The sequence below is a fragment of the Mucilaginibacter sp. McL0603 genome (assembly GCF_049992945.1).
Lineage (GTDB): Bacteria > Bacteroidota > Bacteroidia > Sphingobacteriales > Sphingobacteriaceae > Mucilaginibacter.
In genome coordinates, this window is sequence record NZ_CP188251.1 from 4,015,973 (window position 1) to 4,030,086 (window position 14,114).

15 protein-coding genes are annotated in these 14,114 nt (G+C 38.2%); 7 read left to right on the forward strand and 8 right to left on the reverse strand.

The window, feature by feature from the left end:
- Positions 1-938: 938 nt before the first annotated feature.
- The 5 genes from ACPPVU_RS18400 to ACPPVU_RS18420 all read left to right on the forward strand — a co-directional run bounded on the left by ACPPVU_RS18400 (position 939) and on the right by ACPPVU_RS18420 (position 4,523).
- Complete coding sequence (locus ACPPVU_RS18400) at positions 939-1,844, forward strand: FAD:protein FMN transferase (protein ID WP_426668053.1); 906 nt, start codon at positions 939-941, stop codon at positions 1,842-1,844.
- Positions 1,841-2,062 carry a DUF4266 domain-containing protein gene (locus tag ACPPVU_RS18405; RefSeq protein WP_426668054.1) on the forward strand — a complete coding sequence of 74 codons (222 nt, stop codon included), beginning with the start codon at positions 1,841-1,843 and terminating at the stop codon, positions 2,060-2,062. The genes ACPPVU_RS18400 and ACPPVU_RS18405 overlap by 4 nt, the downstream gene beginning before the upstream one ends.
- A 25-nt stretch (positions 2,063-2,087) precedes the next feature.
- The gene (locus tag ACPPVU_RS18410) at positions 2,088-3,371 is read left to right on the forward strand and encodes a DUF3570 domain-containing protein (protein ID WP_426668055.1); all 1,284 of its coding nucleotides are present in this window, start codon (positions 2,088-2,090) and stop codon (positions 3,369-3,371) included.
- A 10-nt stretch (positions 3,372-3,381) separates the two neighbouring features.
- The gene (locus ACPPVU_RS18415; protein ID WP_426668057.1) at positions 3,382-3,816 is read left to right on the forward strand and encodes a thioredoxin family protein; all 435 of its coding nucleotides are present in this window, start codon (positions 3,382-3,384) and stop codon (positions 3,814-3,816) included.
- Between the two features lie 134 nt (positions 3,817-3,950).
- Positions 3,951-4,523 (forward strand): dihydrofolate reductase family protein, encoded by a 573-nt coding sequence (locus tag ACPPVU_RS18420; protein ID WP_426668059.1) that lies wholly within the window; start codon positions 3,951-3,953, stop codon positions 4,521-4,523.
- A 71-nt stretch (positions 4,524-4,594) separates the two neighbouring features.
- Here the strand turns inward: ACPPVU_RS18420 and ACPPVU_RS18425 are convergent, their stop codons facing one another.
- Both ACPPVU_RS18425 and ACPPVU_RS18430 read right to left on the reverse strand, forming a co-directional pair.
- The gene (locus ACPPVU_RS18425; protein WP_426668060.1) at positions 4,595-4,927 is read right to left on the reverse strand and encodes a type II toxin-antitoxin system RelE/ParE family toxin; all 333 of its coding nucleotides are present in this window, start codon (positions 4,925-4,927) and stop codon (positions 4,595-4,597) included.
- Positions 4,903-5,067: a hypothetical protein gene (locus ACPPVU_RS18430; protein ID WP_426668061.1), complete on the reverse strand. Its 165-nt coding sequence runs from the start codon at positions 5,065-5,067 to the stop codon at positions 4,903-4,905. The genes ACPPVU_RS18425 and ACPPVU_RS18430 overlap by 25 nt, the downstream gene beginning before the upstream one ends.
- A gap of 277 nt (positions 5,068-5,344) precedes the next feature.
- Here ACPPVU_RS18430 and ACPPVU_RS18435 point away from each other — a divergent pair, with 277 nt between their 5' ends.
- Both ACPPVU_RS18435 and ACPPVU_RS18440 read left to right on the forward strand, forming a co-directional pair.
- Positions 5,345-6,409 carry a type I restriction endonuclease gene (locus ACPPVU_RS18435; RefSeq protein WP_426668062.1) on the forward strand — a complete coding sequence of 355 codons (1,065 nt, stop codon included), beginning with the start codon at positions 5,345-5,347 and terminating at the stop codon, positions 6,407-6,409.
- Between the two features lie 7 nt (positions 6,410-6,416).
- Positions 6,417-6,743: a hypothetical protein gene (locus ACPPVU_RS18440; RefSeq protein WP_426668064.1), complete on the forward strand. Its 327-nt coding sequence runs from the start codon at positions 6,417-6,419 to the stop codon at positions 6,741-6,743.
- An 89-nt stretch (positions 6,744-6,832) separates the two neighbouring features.
- On the opposite strand, the gene ACPPVU_RS18445 is transcribed toward ACPPVU_RS18440, so the two are convergent.
- The 6 genes from ACPPVU_RS18445 to ACPPVU_RS18470 all read right to left on the reverse strand — a co-directional run bounded on the left by ACPPVU_RS18445 (position 6,833) and on the right by ACPPVU_RS18470 (position 14,023).
- On the reverse strand, positions 6,833-7,768 hold the full coding sequence (locus ACPPVU_RS18445; RefSeq protein WP_426668066.1) for a Nif3-like dinuclear metal center hexameric protein: 936 nt from the start codon (positions 7,766-7,768) through the stop codon (positions 6,833-6,835).
- A gap of 21 nt (positions 7,769-7,789) precedes the next feature.
- A complete protein-coding gene (locus tag ACPPVU_RS18450; protein ID WP_426668067.1) occupies positions 7,790-8,557 on the reverse strand; it encodes a glucosamine-6-phosphate deaminase in 768 nt (255 codons plus the stop codon).
- Positions 8,554-9,735, reverse strand: a complete 1,182-nt coding sequence (gene nagA / locus ACPPVU_RS18455) for an N-acetylglucosamine-6-phosphate deacetylase (protein ID WP_426668068.1) — start codon at positions 9,733-9,735, stop codon at positions 8,554-8,556. The genes ACPPVU_RS18450 and nagA overlap by 4 nt, the downstream gene beginning before the upstream one ends.
- Before the next feature lie 3 nt (positions 9,736-9,738).
- Positions 9,739-11,280, reverse strand: a complete 1,542-nt coding sequence (locus ACPPVU_RS18460; RefSeq protein WP_426668069.1) for a beta-N-acetylhexosaminidase — start codon at positions 11,278-11,280, stop codon at positions 9,739-9,741.
- An 84-nt stretch (positions 11,281-11,364) separates the two neighbouring features.
- Entirely contained in the window at positions 11,365-12,666 is a 1,302-nt protein-coding gene (locus tag ACPPVU_RS18465) for a sensor histidine kinase (RefSeq protein WP_426668071.1), read from the reverse strand.
- Positions 12,650-14,023 (reverse strand): sigma-54-dependent transcriptional regulator, encoded by a 1,374-nt coding sequence (locus ACPPVU_RS18470; protein WP_426668073.1) that lies wholly within the window; start codon positions 14,021-14,023, stop codon positions 12,650-12,652. Before ACPPVU_RS18470 ends, ACPPVU_RS18465 begins: the two co-directional genes overlap by 17 nt.
- Between the last annotated feature and the right edge of the window lie 91 nt (positions 14,024-14,114).

Genomic DNA, 14,114 nt, shown 5'->3' on the forward strand with positions numbered 1-14,114 from the left:
AAATTATTTTACTCTGCTTCTTGCAGGAGTAAGAGGTACTATGATAATAGCCAACAAAAGAGCAACTTCTAAAACAGTGATCATGATTTTTTTTATTAAATAATTATTAAATGATTAAATAGCTTTCAGAAAAACAGAACTATCCTTACGGCTACACTTCAATTTATAATTCAGTGCTTAGGTTGAACAGATTAATCATATTCTTCTGGTCAGTATCCGACTAAAAACATGCCACAATCAAAAATATTTTTTTAGCAAAAAAATAGGCAAAAATGAAATATGGCGAAATCAAAAAAACATTTTAAAAAAGTTTGTCCTTTCCCCAAAAAAAATCATGTTTAAAATTCGGACTTAAAAAAATCACCCTGGCAAAAATTATAATTTCTCTTTCAAAAAAAATTACAATTAAAAGAGAAAAATAAATGCTTTTTGCAATAATATTCCCGGTAAAAACAGAAAACCCAATCGAAATAATTAAAATACAGGTCTTTTGACGTTAAAAACTGTGCATTTTGATGCCTTATTTATAAAAAGTAGCTTTTGATAACCCCTTTCTCCGAAAATATAACCTCAAAGTAAAAATTTGACAATTTGTCACCAAGCATGACAAAGGCCAAACTATTGACAAAAAGCGTGAAAAAAAGAACTGCCAAACCACTGACAAAATGACAAAAACAGTAATTATCACTTTACCAACAGCTAATTATTGCCTGTGCCAAAGTTTTATTGTTTTTCATTGCCAAAACCAATCAGTTAATAAATGTTAAAATTTAATGTTATATCCAATATCTGGTTGAATTTCATGTTAACTCCAGAATTGACCATTATTATTGTGATGGTAGAAAATTACACACAAAATAAACATAGGTCGTAATCGTTTGGACAACATAAATAGCAACATGCCACAATCTTTGAATTATAAAAAAAGTTGTAAGCTAATGGGTAACCATTTTGAGCTAAGTGTTGTTGCCGATGATGAAAAATGGGCATATGAAAAAATCGAAGCTGGTATTAATGAGATAAAACGGATTGAAAAATTACTAACCACCTTCAGTGAGGATAGCGAAACAAACCAGATCAATCAAAATGCGGGTATCAAACCCGTGCAGGTAAGCAGGGAGACCTTCAATCTTATTAAACGCTCTGTCAGGATATCAGAAATTACACAGGGTGCATTTGATATTACTTATGGCTCTATTGATAAAAGGCTGTGGAATTTCGATCAAAATATGACCTCTCTCCCTGATAAAGATACTGCGAAAAAAATGGTTAGGCTGATCAATTTCAGGAATGTCATCCTGAATGAAGAAAATTGCACTGTTTTTTTACGTGAAGAGGGTATGCGTATTGGTTTTGGCGGTATTGGTAAAGGCTATGCTGCTGATTGTGCCAAACGAGTAATGATAGAGCAAGGTGTTGTAAGCGGAGTTGTCAATGCTTCAGGAGATATGTCTGCCTGGGGAACCCAACCGAACGGAGAAAAATGGACCATAGGTATTGTTAATCCTGATTCGTCACATGAAGTTTTTTCTTACCTAAGTATTACCGATATGGCTGTAGCTACATCTGGCAATTATGAAAAGTTTATTACGATTGATGGTAAAAAATATTCGCATACCATTAATCCACGTACAGGTTTACCCGTTACTGGTATTAAAAGCGTTACTATTATTACTACCAGTGCTGAGATTGCTGATGCAATGGCGACGCCTGTAATGATCATGGGAATTAATATCGGACTGGACATGATCAACCAAATGAAAAATATAGAAGCTGTTATCATTGATGATGACAACAATTTATATACATCAAAAAATATTAATCTTAAAGTACCCCTATTATGATAAAACAATGTGCTGTAGTGCTGGCCTTCCTCCTATTAACTTTATCTGTCACGTCGTGCGTGCATTTAAAGGAATATCAAAAGTATCGTCTCAATGATTCTGAAATGGCATTGGGAAACCGGAAAGTAGAAAAAAATGAGTTGAATTTTCAATCTTATCGCGAGGCCGCGTCCGGTGCCAATGCCGGAAAAACGGGTGGCGGTTGTGGTTGTAATTAATTATCTGTAGCGGAATCATTATTTTATGAGAAAAATCTTTTTATCCGTTATCGGATTCGCAGTTATATGCCGTTTTAGCGCTTATTCACAAGTTAAGCAAGATACAAGCGTCAGTAATAAGCCTTATTTTAGCTTGTATAAGCCGGTCACCCAGGATAGTACCGGATATAACGCCAGGAGTTTGCGTGTAGATGAAATAGACTTTGTATCAAGCTATTATTCACAAAATGGTGATCATAGTGCAGTAACCGGCGGCATTGGTACCGAACGGGTTACAGATATTTCTAATGGACTGACGTTAAACTTAGTATGGTATAATAATTCACTAAATAAAAATACGCTTTCCACTGGTTTTGGGTTTGATTACCATACTTCTGCATCACAGGCCTATGTGTCGATAACCGGTGCATCAAAAACTGGCGGAACAAGAATATACCCTTCTGTAGACTGGACGGTGGAAAACGCTAAAAAAGGAAGCAGTTTTGGAATTGGGGCTTATTATTCAGGAGAGTATAACTATCAGTCATTAGGTGGCGACGTTCATTTTTCGAAAAAAACAAATGACAAAAGCGGTGAGTTTACCGCCAAACTACAAGGCTATTTTGATCAGGTTAAACTCATTTATCCTTCTGAATTGATCCCTCAATCGACAACTACTGTTATTACGAGCGCAAGTGGAAGCGGTGGAGATAACAAGGCAAACATCCCGAGCAGCCCAAGAACGACACTTTCAGCGTCCTTCTCTTATTCGCAGATGTTGAACTCAAGGTTCCAGGTTATGTTTTTGGGGGATGTGGTAACTCAGCAAGGTTATCTCGGTTTACCTTTCCACCGGGTATATTTTGCAAACAGGGATACCGCGGTGGTTGAAAAGCTGCCATCTTCGAGGTTTAAACTGCCGCTTGGTTTCAGAGCCAACTATTTTCTGGGAGACAATATAATTCTCCGCTCCTATTATCGTTACTATTTTGATAACTGGGGAATCCGATCGAACACGGTAGGGCTTGAAGTACCATATAAAGTAACACCGTTCTTTTCAATTTCACCATTTTACAGATATTACAATCAATCAGCTGCTAAATATTTTGCTCCTTACGGAGTACATACTCCCGATGATCAATACTATACCAGCAACTATGAATATTCAAAGTTTCAGAGTAACTTTTTCGGGGTAGGCTTCAGAATAGCGCCTCCTAAAGGAGTGTTTGGGTGGCAAGGGCTGCATGAAATGGAAATAAGATACGGTCATTATACACAAACTACGGACCTTGTGTCTGACGTAGTTTCATTAAGTTTAGGATTTAAATAAGATATATTGTATGAAATTATTAGCGATCTATTTAATAATGATTTTCCCGGCAAGCGTTAGCTGGTTGGGCGATTTTAATACGGCAAAAACAGAAGCATCTCAAAATCATAAATTGATCCTGATCAATTTTTCGGGATCAGACTGGTGCGGGCCTTGTATACGTTTGAGAAAAGAAATACTGGAATCGAACACTTTTGAAAATTACGCCTCTGGTCACCTTGTTTTGGTACGGGCAGATTTTCCGCGTCAAAAAAAGAATCAATTGCCAAAAGAGCAGGTAAAGCTTAACGAAACTTTGGCCGACCAGTATAACCCTGATGGTAAATTTCCTTTTACTTTACTGGTTGATGAACATGGCAAGGTATTGCGGACCTGGGATGGTTTCCCTAATGAGACACCGGATCAGTTTGTTTCAGACATCAATTCTGTTGATCTGGGAAAATAAAACGATCTTACGGGATGTATGTGATACTTAATCATCTATTTGTCGCGATCCACCCGCATGATAGTCGGATTGATAGCTCACTCAAGATTGTTTAAGACATATATATTTGTATATATCATCTTAAAACGAAAACTATGAGAAAGTTAAAATTGCAGGTACAGATATCAGTAGATGGATTTATTGCCGGCCCAAATGGCGAGATGGATTGGATTACCTGGGAAGCAGGCGACGATTTCATTAATTATGTAACAGAATTGACCGATTCATCAGATTCAATGCTGTTGGGGCGAAAACTTGCCGAAGGTTTTATACCTTACTGGACAGATATTACTTCCAACCCTGAAGATCCCCAATATTCGTTTGCAAAGAAAATGGTGGATACTCCCAAAGTTGTATTTAGCAAAACTCTCGACAAATCGGAATGGGCAAATACTGAACTAGCTAAAGGCGATCTTGTAACTGAAGTAAATAGAATAAAAAATCAACCCGGAAAAGACATTATTATGTACGGGGGTGCAAACTTTGCTTCATCTGTTATCCAAGCCGGACTAATTGATGAATATCATTTGTTTGTGAATCCGGCTGCTATTGGTAAAGGAATGCCGATATTTAACACACTTGAAGATAAACAGAAACTTAGTTTCGTAAAAGCTACCCCATTGTCATCAGGGATAGTGGTGTTGTATTATAAACTGCAAAAGGATTAATATTTCTAGCACATGTAGTTCTCTGCCATGTGGAAATATAAATGGGATTAAACTTTAATACAAAAGGCTAGTTAAATTTTTATTTTTCTTGAAGTTTTAATGTTGGATATACTTCTACTGTTATGCAAAACATTTAATACTTCAACACGTTTTGGACTAATTCGATAAATTACGATATAACTGCCATAAATTAAATTGCGATACATTTTAGACTTAGTAGCAAGGTATCTGCATTCAGGATGTGAAAGATGATTTATAGAAAGTTGTTCTATAAGCAGGATAAGTTCTTCAATAAACACAGTTGCTGCAGTATAAGCAAATGTTTCAATACCATACTCGTAAATTTGTTCAAGGCGTGTTAAAGCCATATCGCTAACTACTACTTCGAGTATTTGGCTTTCCATTTTGCCATTTCATTTTTAACTGTATTCATTGAATGAAATGTCCCGTTTTCAGCTTTCTTTATCATCAGTTCAAACTCTTGTTGATGGATCGCATCTCCAGGAATAGCGTAATTGATCTTTGCTGATTTAATTTTACTCATTATCAAAAATACAAAGTTTTATCTATAAAAGTATACTGAGTTTATATCTTTAGGTATAGCGGCTTTGCCATTTTAGATAAACGACAGCGAGTTACCGCAATAAATGTGTGCAGCTTTGGTGGATGGAACATTTTCTTTCAGCCATTGCAAGGTTGTTTTTTTGTTCAAAGGTTTTTAGAATTTATGCGCTACAGTACGAATAACAAAATTCGCTGATAATAAGTGATATATGAATTTTGTTATATATATTTAACAAAAACCTAAAATTAATATCACAATGGACTTTAAAGACCAGATCTTACAGCTCGCAACGCGCGCTGAAAAAATGCTACCCCAAATTCAGACAGAAGAAGCTACAAAAAATGCATTAATAATGCCCTTTATTCAAATAATGGGTTATGACGTATTTAATCCATTTGAAGTGAATCCTGAATTTGTTGCAGATATTGGTATAAAAAAAGGTGAGAAAGTCGATTATGCTATAATGAAAGATGGAGAACCTGCGATTTTAATTGAATGTAAACATCATCTTGAGAATCTCGATCCTCACAATTCACAATTATTCAGATATTTCCATACGACCAAAGCCAAATTCGGTTTATTATCCAATGGAATGACATATCGTTTTTATACAGACTTAGTTGAAAGAAACAAAATGGATACTACACCATTTTTTGAATTTAAGTTAAGCGAAATAAAAGATGTAGAAATTGCAGAACTAAAAAAGTTTCACAAATCATATTTTGATGTTGAAAATATAACTAACACAGCAAGTGAGCTCAAATATCTTAATGAGCTAAAGGGCATTCTCACCAAAGAAATCAATTTGCCATCAGAAAATTTTGTTGCGTTTTTCACTAAGCAAGTATATCCGGGAGTATTAACTGCAAAAATAAAAGAGCAGTTTGCACCTATAATTAAAAGGTCATTTACTCAATTGATAAATGACACCATCAACGAAAGATTAAAATCTGCTTTGAATCAGGAAAAGCAAAAAGATGCCCAGGAAGCCATAAAAATTGAAGAGGCTCAGGAAAATCCTGCATCAAATATTATTACCACAGAGGAAGAACTTGAGGGGTTCTATATTGTAAAATCAATATTGAGACAAACTATTGATGCTAAAAGAATCACGTATAGGGACGCTCAATCTTATTTCGCTATTTTACTTGATGACAATAACAGAAAAACCATTTGTCGCTTGCATCTAAATAATAAAAAAGCTCTTGTAATACTTGATGAAGATAAAAAAGAGATCAAATTTGAAATCAGTGGAATTGATGAGATATTTAAGCATAGCGATGTATTAATAAAAACAGTGGAAAGATTGAACAAGAAGTAGCGTCTAAATGCTTACCGAAAATAAAATTGTAGACAACCTTTCAAACTATTTAGCCAAAAACGGATACATTATTAGAAATTCTTGTACAACGACACAAAGAGGGATTGATTTAATAGCTGAAAACAAGAATGAGATTTTATATATTGAGGCTAAAGGTGAGACCAGTTCAAAAGAAGGATCTAATCGATTTGGATTAACCTTTAATCAGAACCAAGTAAAAACACATGTCTCAAGGGCTATACTTGCCTCAATGATAGTTTTACAAGACAAACCAGACGGCCCAAAAACTAAAGTGGCATTGCCTTACCTGATAATTCAGGACATAGAACTCTAGTTTTGAAAATAATAAGTCCTTTAAAATATCTTTCAATAGGGATTTTTTTTATCTCTGCTGATGAGAAAGTTGATTGTTTGTAACCCCTTCTACATAAACGACAGCGAGTTACCGCAATAAATGTGTGTTGCTTTGATGGATGGAACATTTTCTTTGAGCCACTGCAGCATGAATTCAGAGCCGGGCTCTTCACTGGCGATATGGCCCAATACTACCAGCGAAATGTTATCACCTTTGGCCCTTGCATCGCGTACATACTCGGCCGTTTCCCATTCGGATATTTCACCACAGATCAAAACATCCGGTTTTACTTTGATGATGGCTCCTATCTGACGCGTTCCACCAGCTGCACCGGGAATAAAAAGTACTTTGGTACACTGTTGATCAGGATCGCCTACAAATCTTACTTTTTCAATATGCAGTTTATCTTTAGCATGGGCGATCAGATCTTTTAGCGTCGTCTGAGGAAATGTGAGGATATTAGGAATATCCTTACCTGCATACTGCTGCCATTCCAACTGAGCCAGTACGCCTTTTGTTACTCCATCTGGTTTAAGGGTGTGTATAGTATCATGGTTACGCCAAACTGCAATATTGTGTTTGTTTAAGAGGTCTATTTTATACTGATAAACATCATCGTCTTTTAACCAATCGGTTGCATCCGTATGATTATAGAAGGTTGGTTCATGCACAATGATGAAATTGGCTCCCAGATCAATCGTTTTGCGGATCACATCTATTGTGGCAAACATACTGGTAACTATGCCGCTTATAACAGTATCCGGACTGCCAGACTTTAACGTATCCACCGTATTTGGAAAAGGGGCGCCGGGCACTTGCTTCATAAACAGGTCGATCACCTGCTTTACGGTATACTGATCATTCCTTTTAACAAAACCTGCAGCCTTGCTTATCAACGGCGAAGACAATACCATACCTGTACCAACTGCTGTGGTTATGTTGTAAATAAATTTCCTTCGGCTTTGGCCGGCCTTATCAAGAGATATTTTTTTTACAGGTATCATAATCGGTTGTATTAATTTGATTTAATATTTTACCAATGCGCTACTACCGTCATCCAGGAATAAAACAGCCTGTGGGTGCCTTCGCAGTGCTGATGCAGGACATTGTTCATTGATCTTATCATACAAAGTGTGATAAACTGCCCTTGCTTTATTTTTACCGGGCACAATGCCATAGATATATCTGCCTGCCATCAATGCAGGAACGGTTAGCGTAATTGCATGCGATGGCACATCTTTCAGATTTTTAAAACAGCCATCGCTTACCTGCTGCTGCCTGCATTCAAAATCAAGATCAACTATTTTTACTTCCAGCGGATCATTGAGGTCAGCCACATGCGGATCATTAAAGGCGACATGCCCGTTCTCGCCAATTCCTAAGCACACTATATCCGGCGGGTATTGAAGCAACAGTTCCGCATAATGACCACATTCTGCCAATGCATCGGGAGCGTTACCGTTGATATAATTCAATGATCTGAATGGAACGCGGCCAAATATCTTTTCTTTTAAAAAAGAACCGAACTTTTCAGGCGCATTTTCCGGCAATCCAATGTATTCATCCATATGGAAGGCGTTAATCCGTGCCCATTCAATATCTTTTTGCTCAATTAAAGAGGCTAAGAACTCATTTTGTGAAGGTGCAGATGCAAATATTATATTAACAAATTCTTGTTCTGTCAGCAGCTGAGTTATTCGCTCAGCAACCATAGCTGCAGCTGCAGCCCCCATGCTCACTCTATCCAGATATATTTTTAAGTCTAAATTATCAGTCTTTAACTCTTTTATCATGAATTTGTATATACTATTTTACCATTTATAATGGTGGCGGCAATATGGATATTTTCATCAAATATTACAATGTCTGCATCCCTGCCAATTGTTAACATTCCTTTTCTATTGTTAATACCCATAATCCGGGCTGGAGTCTCCGTTGCCATGCGGATGGCTTCGATCAGGGGCACCTCCGCCAGCTTGATCATATTGCGCACCAAACGATCAAATGTGGCTACACTTCCCGCGAAGGAATTACGATCAGGCATTTTCGCAACACCATCCTCCACTATTACTTTAGTGCCATCTTTTTTGCTGCCGAGAATACTTTCTCCAGGTGGCATACCGGCGGCACGCATAGCATCAGTAATCAAAGCTGTACGTTGCGGGCCTTTTATTTTATAAATCAATCTGAGTAATGGCGCTGGTAAATGCACTCCATCTGCAATGATTTCCACATCCATATCATCGATCAGGTAAGCACTTTCAACAACACCTGCATAACGAAAAGCATTACGCCTTGTAACACCCGACATTGCCGAATAAAAATGTGTGGCTAAGGTATAACCATTATTGAAAGCCTCTATTACGTCTCCATAAACTGCGTCGGTATGGGCAATAGCAGGTAAAATCCCATGAGATACCATCTCACGACCAAATTCAATTGCTCCTTTTAACTCAGGTGCTGCACTCCATCTTTTAATAGCTTTTGAGGCTGATAATATTTCTTTGTATTCATTGGGATCAGGATCACGAATATATCGTGGATCCTGTGCACCGCGCTGGTTCATGGCAAAATAAGGCCCTTCGATATGGATGCCTATAAATTGCGACCCATTTGTATTCAATTTATCCGCTTCATCATAAATGCGAAGTGTTTCTAACAGATCAGCTTTTTCACAACTTAAAGTTGTCGGCAGCATGGCGGTCGTACCGTATTTGGCATGTAGTTGAGCTACTCCGAGGAAGGCCTCAATGGTGTTGTCCATAAAATCATGCCCACCCCCTCCATGTATATGGATATCGATAAAACCAGGTGATACATATTTACCTTTTGCATCTATTTCTAATGCACCGGGAGCATCGATATTTGAACTGCTTATTTCGATGACCTTGCCATCTTCAACAAGTACAGTTCCGTTTTTTAAAATCCCGTTAGGAGTAATGATCTGTCCGTTAAATATCTTTAGTTGCATGATCTATCTTTTGCGGGACAAACGCTGATATAGCAAACGTACCTTAACATTTCTTAGTTCGTTCTCCTGTGCTAATTCTGCCGGGTAAAGGTAATCTTTGTTCAGGTCGATAAACCTTTTATTCAATTCATTACCAATTGACATTAGACCCTCTAATTGCGTAAGGATCGCCGGTATCTCATGGGTATCAAAAGATGCAGAATTAGCAGTCTTTTCAATTTCCTCATATTGCAGATAATGTATCCGAATATCAGTCATTAAACGATAATGTTCAAATTCCTGCTGGTTTTTTGTCGGATTAAGTGAACTTAAAGTTTTTGCTGCCTGTATCGTACTATCCAATACTTGTTTTATCGAAATCGGTTGTGGCGATACCACTTCGCCTTGCCTTATTTGATACGGCGCAGTTTTCAATGCTTTCCAAAATACCAAAGATTGGTTTTCGTCAAACCCGAATTGTTTTTTGCAATAGCCTTTTATAAAACCATTTATATCGAGTGGTTTTGGTGATTTTATGCTTTCTGTATAAGCGGCTAAAAGTATGTTAAAACCACTGATCGGGTATACATGCCTTATCGCATACAAATCGGTTATATTTTCGTCCGTCTCAAAAACTGATGAATAAGCTCCCGAAGTAGACCATGAGGTCATTACAATTCCTTTGTACCCCAACTCCCTGGACTTCGGAACAAAGTTGTGAATATTGTTAAAATGTTTCTCCCACTGGGTTAAAAAGTAATTATCAGGATGTGATCGCAAGGCCGGTGCTCCCCATATCTCATAACCGCTCCGAACTAACTTTTGATGCTCACCAAAATTGTTCATATCCCAGCCATAATTCCAATCGACCAATACCGTGCCTTTTGGAAGCAGATTGATTGCATCGGGGTATTTAAGAGCAATATCGGCCCACAAAACCGGTGTTTTACCCAGCTTGATCACGATGTTGCACAGCATCCTGATATAATCAATATATAATTTCGATTTCCCTTCTTTTGCCACTTTTGCTTTGCATCGTTCATCATGACCAAGCAAATAGGTTTCATCACCACCAATATGAATATATTTTGAAGTATGGGTTGATGCCAACTCGGTATACAGATCGCTAAAAAGGGCGCTATCTTGTTTGGTTTGCAGCGGGCAAACCTGCGAATAATCTTTTTGATCTTCCCTTAATTCCTTATACTTTTCATTACGTAGGATATATTCCACATGTCCGAAACTTTGTTGTAAAGGGATCACATCGATGCCTAAATCGTTGCAATATTTCACAAAATCAACGATCTCTGCTTTGGTATAGGCATAGCGATTCGGAATTAGCGGGTGCTTTTCGAAAGGGTAAGTTCCCTCCCACTCCATAATAAGTGTGTTGATGCCGTCATCGCTCAACTTTTTCGCGAATGCCTTTAAAGCCGGCATTGGCATTACCTGTATCCTGAGATCTAAATGGAAACCCCTGACCTGGAACTGATTATCTTGTTTTTGTGGAAAGCCTGTTTGAAAGCATAGCAGAAATAAAAACAAAACCAGCAGTTGTTTTTTCATATTGGAGATTTAGTCACAAGTGTTGGGCTTGTTACGATACCAAGTTAAAAAAAATCTGCCTGCTAAATCAGTATTTTTTGCAGCTTATTTAAAGACGATGGTAAATTCGGTTTGCTTCTCTTTTATTGTCTTTAAGGAAAACTCAAAACCGTGATTTACCAGTATTTCGCGCACCAAAGTAAGCCCAATACCCTGCCCATCTTTTTTGGTGGTGTAGAATGGTGTAAATAGCTGTTCGCTTTGTTCAATGGTGATGCCTTTGCCATTATCTGTGATCACAAGTTGTCTTGATCTTATATTGGTGGTGAATTTAACACTGCCTTTTTGCTCGACAGCTTCAATTGCATTTTTTACTATATTGATCAATGCCTGATCCATTTGCTGTTCATCTGCAGAAACATAGAATGGCTCATCAGTAATTTCCAGTTCCAGTTTGATATCTTTTTCAGACGCTTTGATTTGCATTAACCTGGAAACCGAAATGAGTAATTGGTTAAGGTCAATGCGCTTTTTATTCGCCGCGGGCAGTTTTACCAGGTCGGCAAAGTTGCGCATGAACAGGTTGAGGTTCTGGTTACGATCAAGCGCCACTTGCATAGCATCTTTTAATGAGTCAGAATGGTGACCTTCCCACAAATTATTGGTTTTTAAGGCTGATTGGATAATGGAATTTACCGGACCAATGGTATTATTTACTTCATGTGCCATCATGCGGATCACTTTGCCATATACATTTTTTTCAGCCGCCAGTATCTCAGCGGTTAGTTCTTCTATCATGATAAAATCACGCGAAAAACCTTGGTCGATAAATTGTGCTCTTTGTAACTTGTAAGTTGTGGCCCCTCCGAGTTTGATGGTTTTTGTTTCACCAGAATGCAGCTCTTTTATATGCTTAATAAAAGCATCGGGCAGATCATTAATAGAGCGATTGATCAGTTCCTCTTCGTTAATTGATAAAATCTGCATTGCCTTAGGATTGATCTGTTTGATATTCCCATCATAATCCAATATAATGATCCCGGTAGGTGATGTATAGATCAGTTTTTCAAGAAAAAAATGTTGTTCTTCCTGTAAAGTACGTTCGGTGCGCAGATGGTCGATCATTTGATTATATACGCCTATCAGCTGATCAATCTCATATTTTCCTGTGGGCAGAAATTTCACATTAAAATCACGGTCTTTTATGGCATCCACACCTTGCATCAAAGATTTTAATGGCCTTATCAGTTGCAGGTATAAATTCCATGCAATGATAATGGAAATGATAATAAATACCTCCGAAACTATGAAGTAGATCCTTTTTTGCGCAAAGATAAACCAGGTAAGCACCAATGCTATGAGGTGCAGGATGATGACAAAGAGTAAATATTTAGTCCTCAGCTTCATCGTAAGGTATCTGGTATTTATCCAATCGCCGGTATAATGCGCTGCGTGTAAGGCCCAACGATTTCGCAGCTCTTGCTATTTTATTTTTATGATAGTCAAGTGCCCGTTTAATCATCTCGACCTCCATTTCTTCCAGCGTAATTGCACCAACTCCCGGCAATTGCAAATTACCTTTTTTTACCGGGGATAATTCTAACTGTGACCGAAAATCATCTACATCTAATACATCTTTTTTGCTGACCAGAATAGATCGCTCCACCAGATTTTTCAGTTGACGGATATTGCCGGGCAAAGGCAATCCCTGCAACCATTTCATCGCACTGTTTGCTACTGATAATGATGGGCGATTATATATCTCTTTGAGATTATTAATAAAGAAATTGACAAGCAATGGAATATCCTTTGGCCTTTCGCGTAAAGCGGGTAAATAAACAGTAATGAGGTTGATGCGGTACAACAGGTCCTCCCTAAAGATTGTCCGGCTTACCATCTCGTTAAGATCTTTATTAGTAGCACATACTATCCGAACATCCACAGTTTTGGTACGGCTGTTACCTAATACTTCATAGGTACGATCCTGTAATACACGTAATAACTTCACCTGACTGCTGGCGTCCAGGTCGCCTATTTCATCCAAAAAGATCGTGCCTTTATTAGCCATCTCGAAACGGCCTATCCTGTCAAAACGAGCATCCGTAAATGCCCCGCGCACATGCCCGAACATTTCACTCTCAAATAAAGAAGTAGAGATACCGCCCAGATTTACTTTGATGAACGGTTTATTACGCCGTAAACTATTATGATGTATGGCCTCCGCGATCAATTCTTTACCTGTACCGCTTTCACCCATCACTAACACTGATGCATCCGTCCCAGCAACACGGCCAATGGTTTCCAATATATCCAGCATTTTGGGGTCTTCGCCAATGATATGCTGGAAATTATATTTACTATCTAACTGTTTGCGAGTACGATGCTCTGCCTTTTTATCCTGCAGGTCTATCAGCGTTTTAACCGATTGCAGTATATGATCGTTACTCCAGGGCTTGTTGATGAAATCATTTGCACCCAGCTTCATGCCTTTGACCGCCAATTCTATACTTCCCCAACCGGTGATCAGTATGATCGGGACAGTTGTGCTGATCTTTTTGATACTGCTTAATAAGGTCAACCCCTCTTGTCCGGATGTATCAATAGAAAAATTAAGATCGAGGATGATCAATTCGGGGACTTTCTTTTTGATGGTCCCCAATGCTTCGCCGGGCATGGCTGTCCCCTCAGCCTCATAGCCTTCGCTTTTAAAGAGCAGGAGTAATGAGGTGCGTACAGCAATATCGTCGTCAATTATTAGTATCATAGTTATAGTATGCAAGTATAAGCAAATCGTGTTAACTCACCCCGACATCGCTACGCTTGTCGACCCTCTCTCCGCTGCGCGGAAAGAGGGA

Coding starts and splice junctions, on each gene's coding strand:
- ACPPVU_RS18400 (WP_426668053.1), top strand. CDS start 939: ATGGGTAACCATTTTGAGCTAAGTGTTGTTGCCGATGATGAAAAATGG.
- ACPPVU_RS18405 (WP_426668054.1), top strand. CDS start 1,841: ATGATAAAACAATGTGCTGTAGTGCTGGCCTTCCTCCTATTAACTTTA.
- ACPPVU_RS18410 (WP_426668055.1), top strand. CDS start 2,088: ATGAGAAAAATCTTTTTATCCGTTATCGGATTCGCAGTTATATGCCGT.
- ACPPVU_RS18415 (WP_426668057.1), top strand. CDS start 3,382: ATGAAATTATTAGCGATCTATTTAATAATGATTTTCCCGGCAAGCGTT.
- ACPPVU_RS18420 (WP_426668059.1), top strand. CDS start 3,951: ATGAGAAAGTTAAAATTGCAGGTACAGATATCAGTAGATGGATTTATT.
- ACPPVU_RS18425 (WP_426668060.1), bottom strand. CDS start 4,927: ATGGAAAGCCAAATACTCGAAGTAGTAGTTAGCGATATGGCTTTAACA.
- ACPPVU_RS18430 (WP_426668061.1), bottom strand. CDS start 5,067: ATGAGTAAAATTAAATCAGCAAAGATCAATTACGCTATTCCTGGAGAT.
- ACPPVU_RS18435 (WP_426668062.1), top strand. CDS start 5,345: ATGGACTTTAAAGACCAGATCTTACAGCTCGCAACGCGCGCTGAAAAA.
- ACPPVU_RS18440 (WP_426668064.1), top strand. CDS start 6,417: ATGCTTACCGAAAATAAAATTGTAGACAACCTTTCAAACTATTTAGCC.
- ACPPVU_RS18445 (WP_426668066.1), bottom strand. CDS start 7,768: ATGATACCTGTAAAAAAAATATCTCTTGATAAGGCCGGCCAAAGCCGA.
- ACPPVU_RS18450 (WP_426668067.1), bottom strand. CDS start 8,557: ATGATAAAAGAGTTAAAGACTGATAATTTAGACTTAAAAATATATCTG.
- nagA (WP_426668068.1), bottom strand. CDS start 9,735: ATGCAACTAAAGATATTTAACGGACAGATCATTACTCCTAACGGGATT.
- ACPPVU_RS18460 (WP_426668069.1), bottom strand. CDS start 11,280: ATGAAAAAACAACTGCTGGTTTTGTTTTTATTTCTGCTATGCTTTCAA.
- ACPPVU_RS18465 (WP_426668071.1), bottom strand. CDS start 12,666: ATGAAGCTGAGGACTAAATATTTACTCTTTGTCATCATCCTGCACCTC.
- ACPPVU_RS18470 (WP_426668073.1), bottom strand. CDS start 14,023: ATGATACTAATAATTGACGACGATATTGCTGTACGCACCTCATTACTC.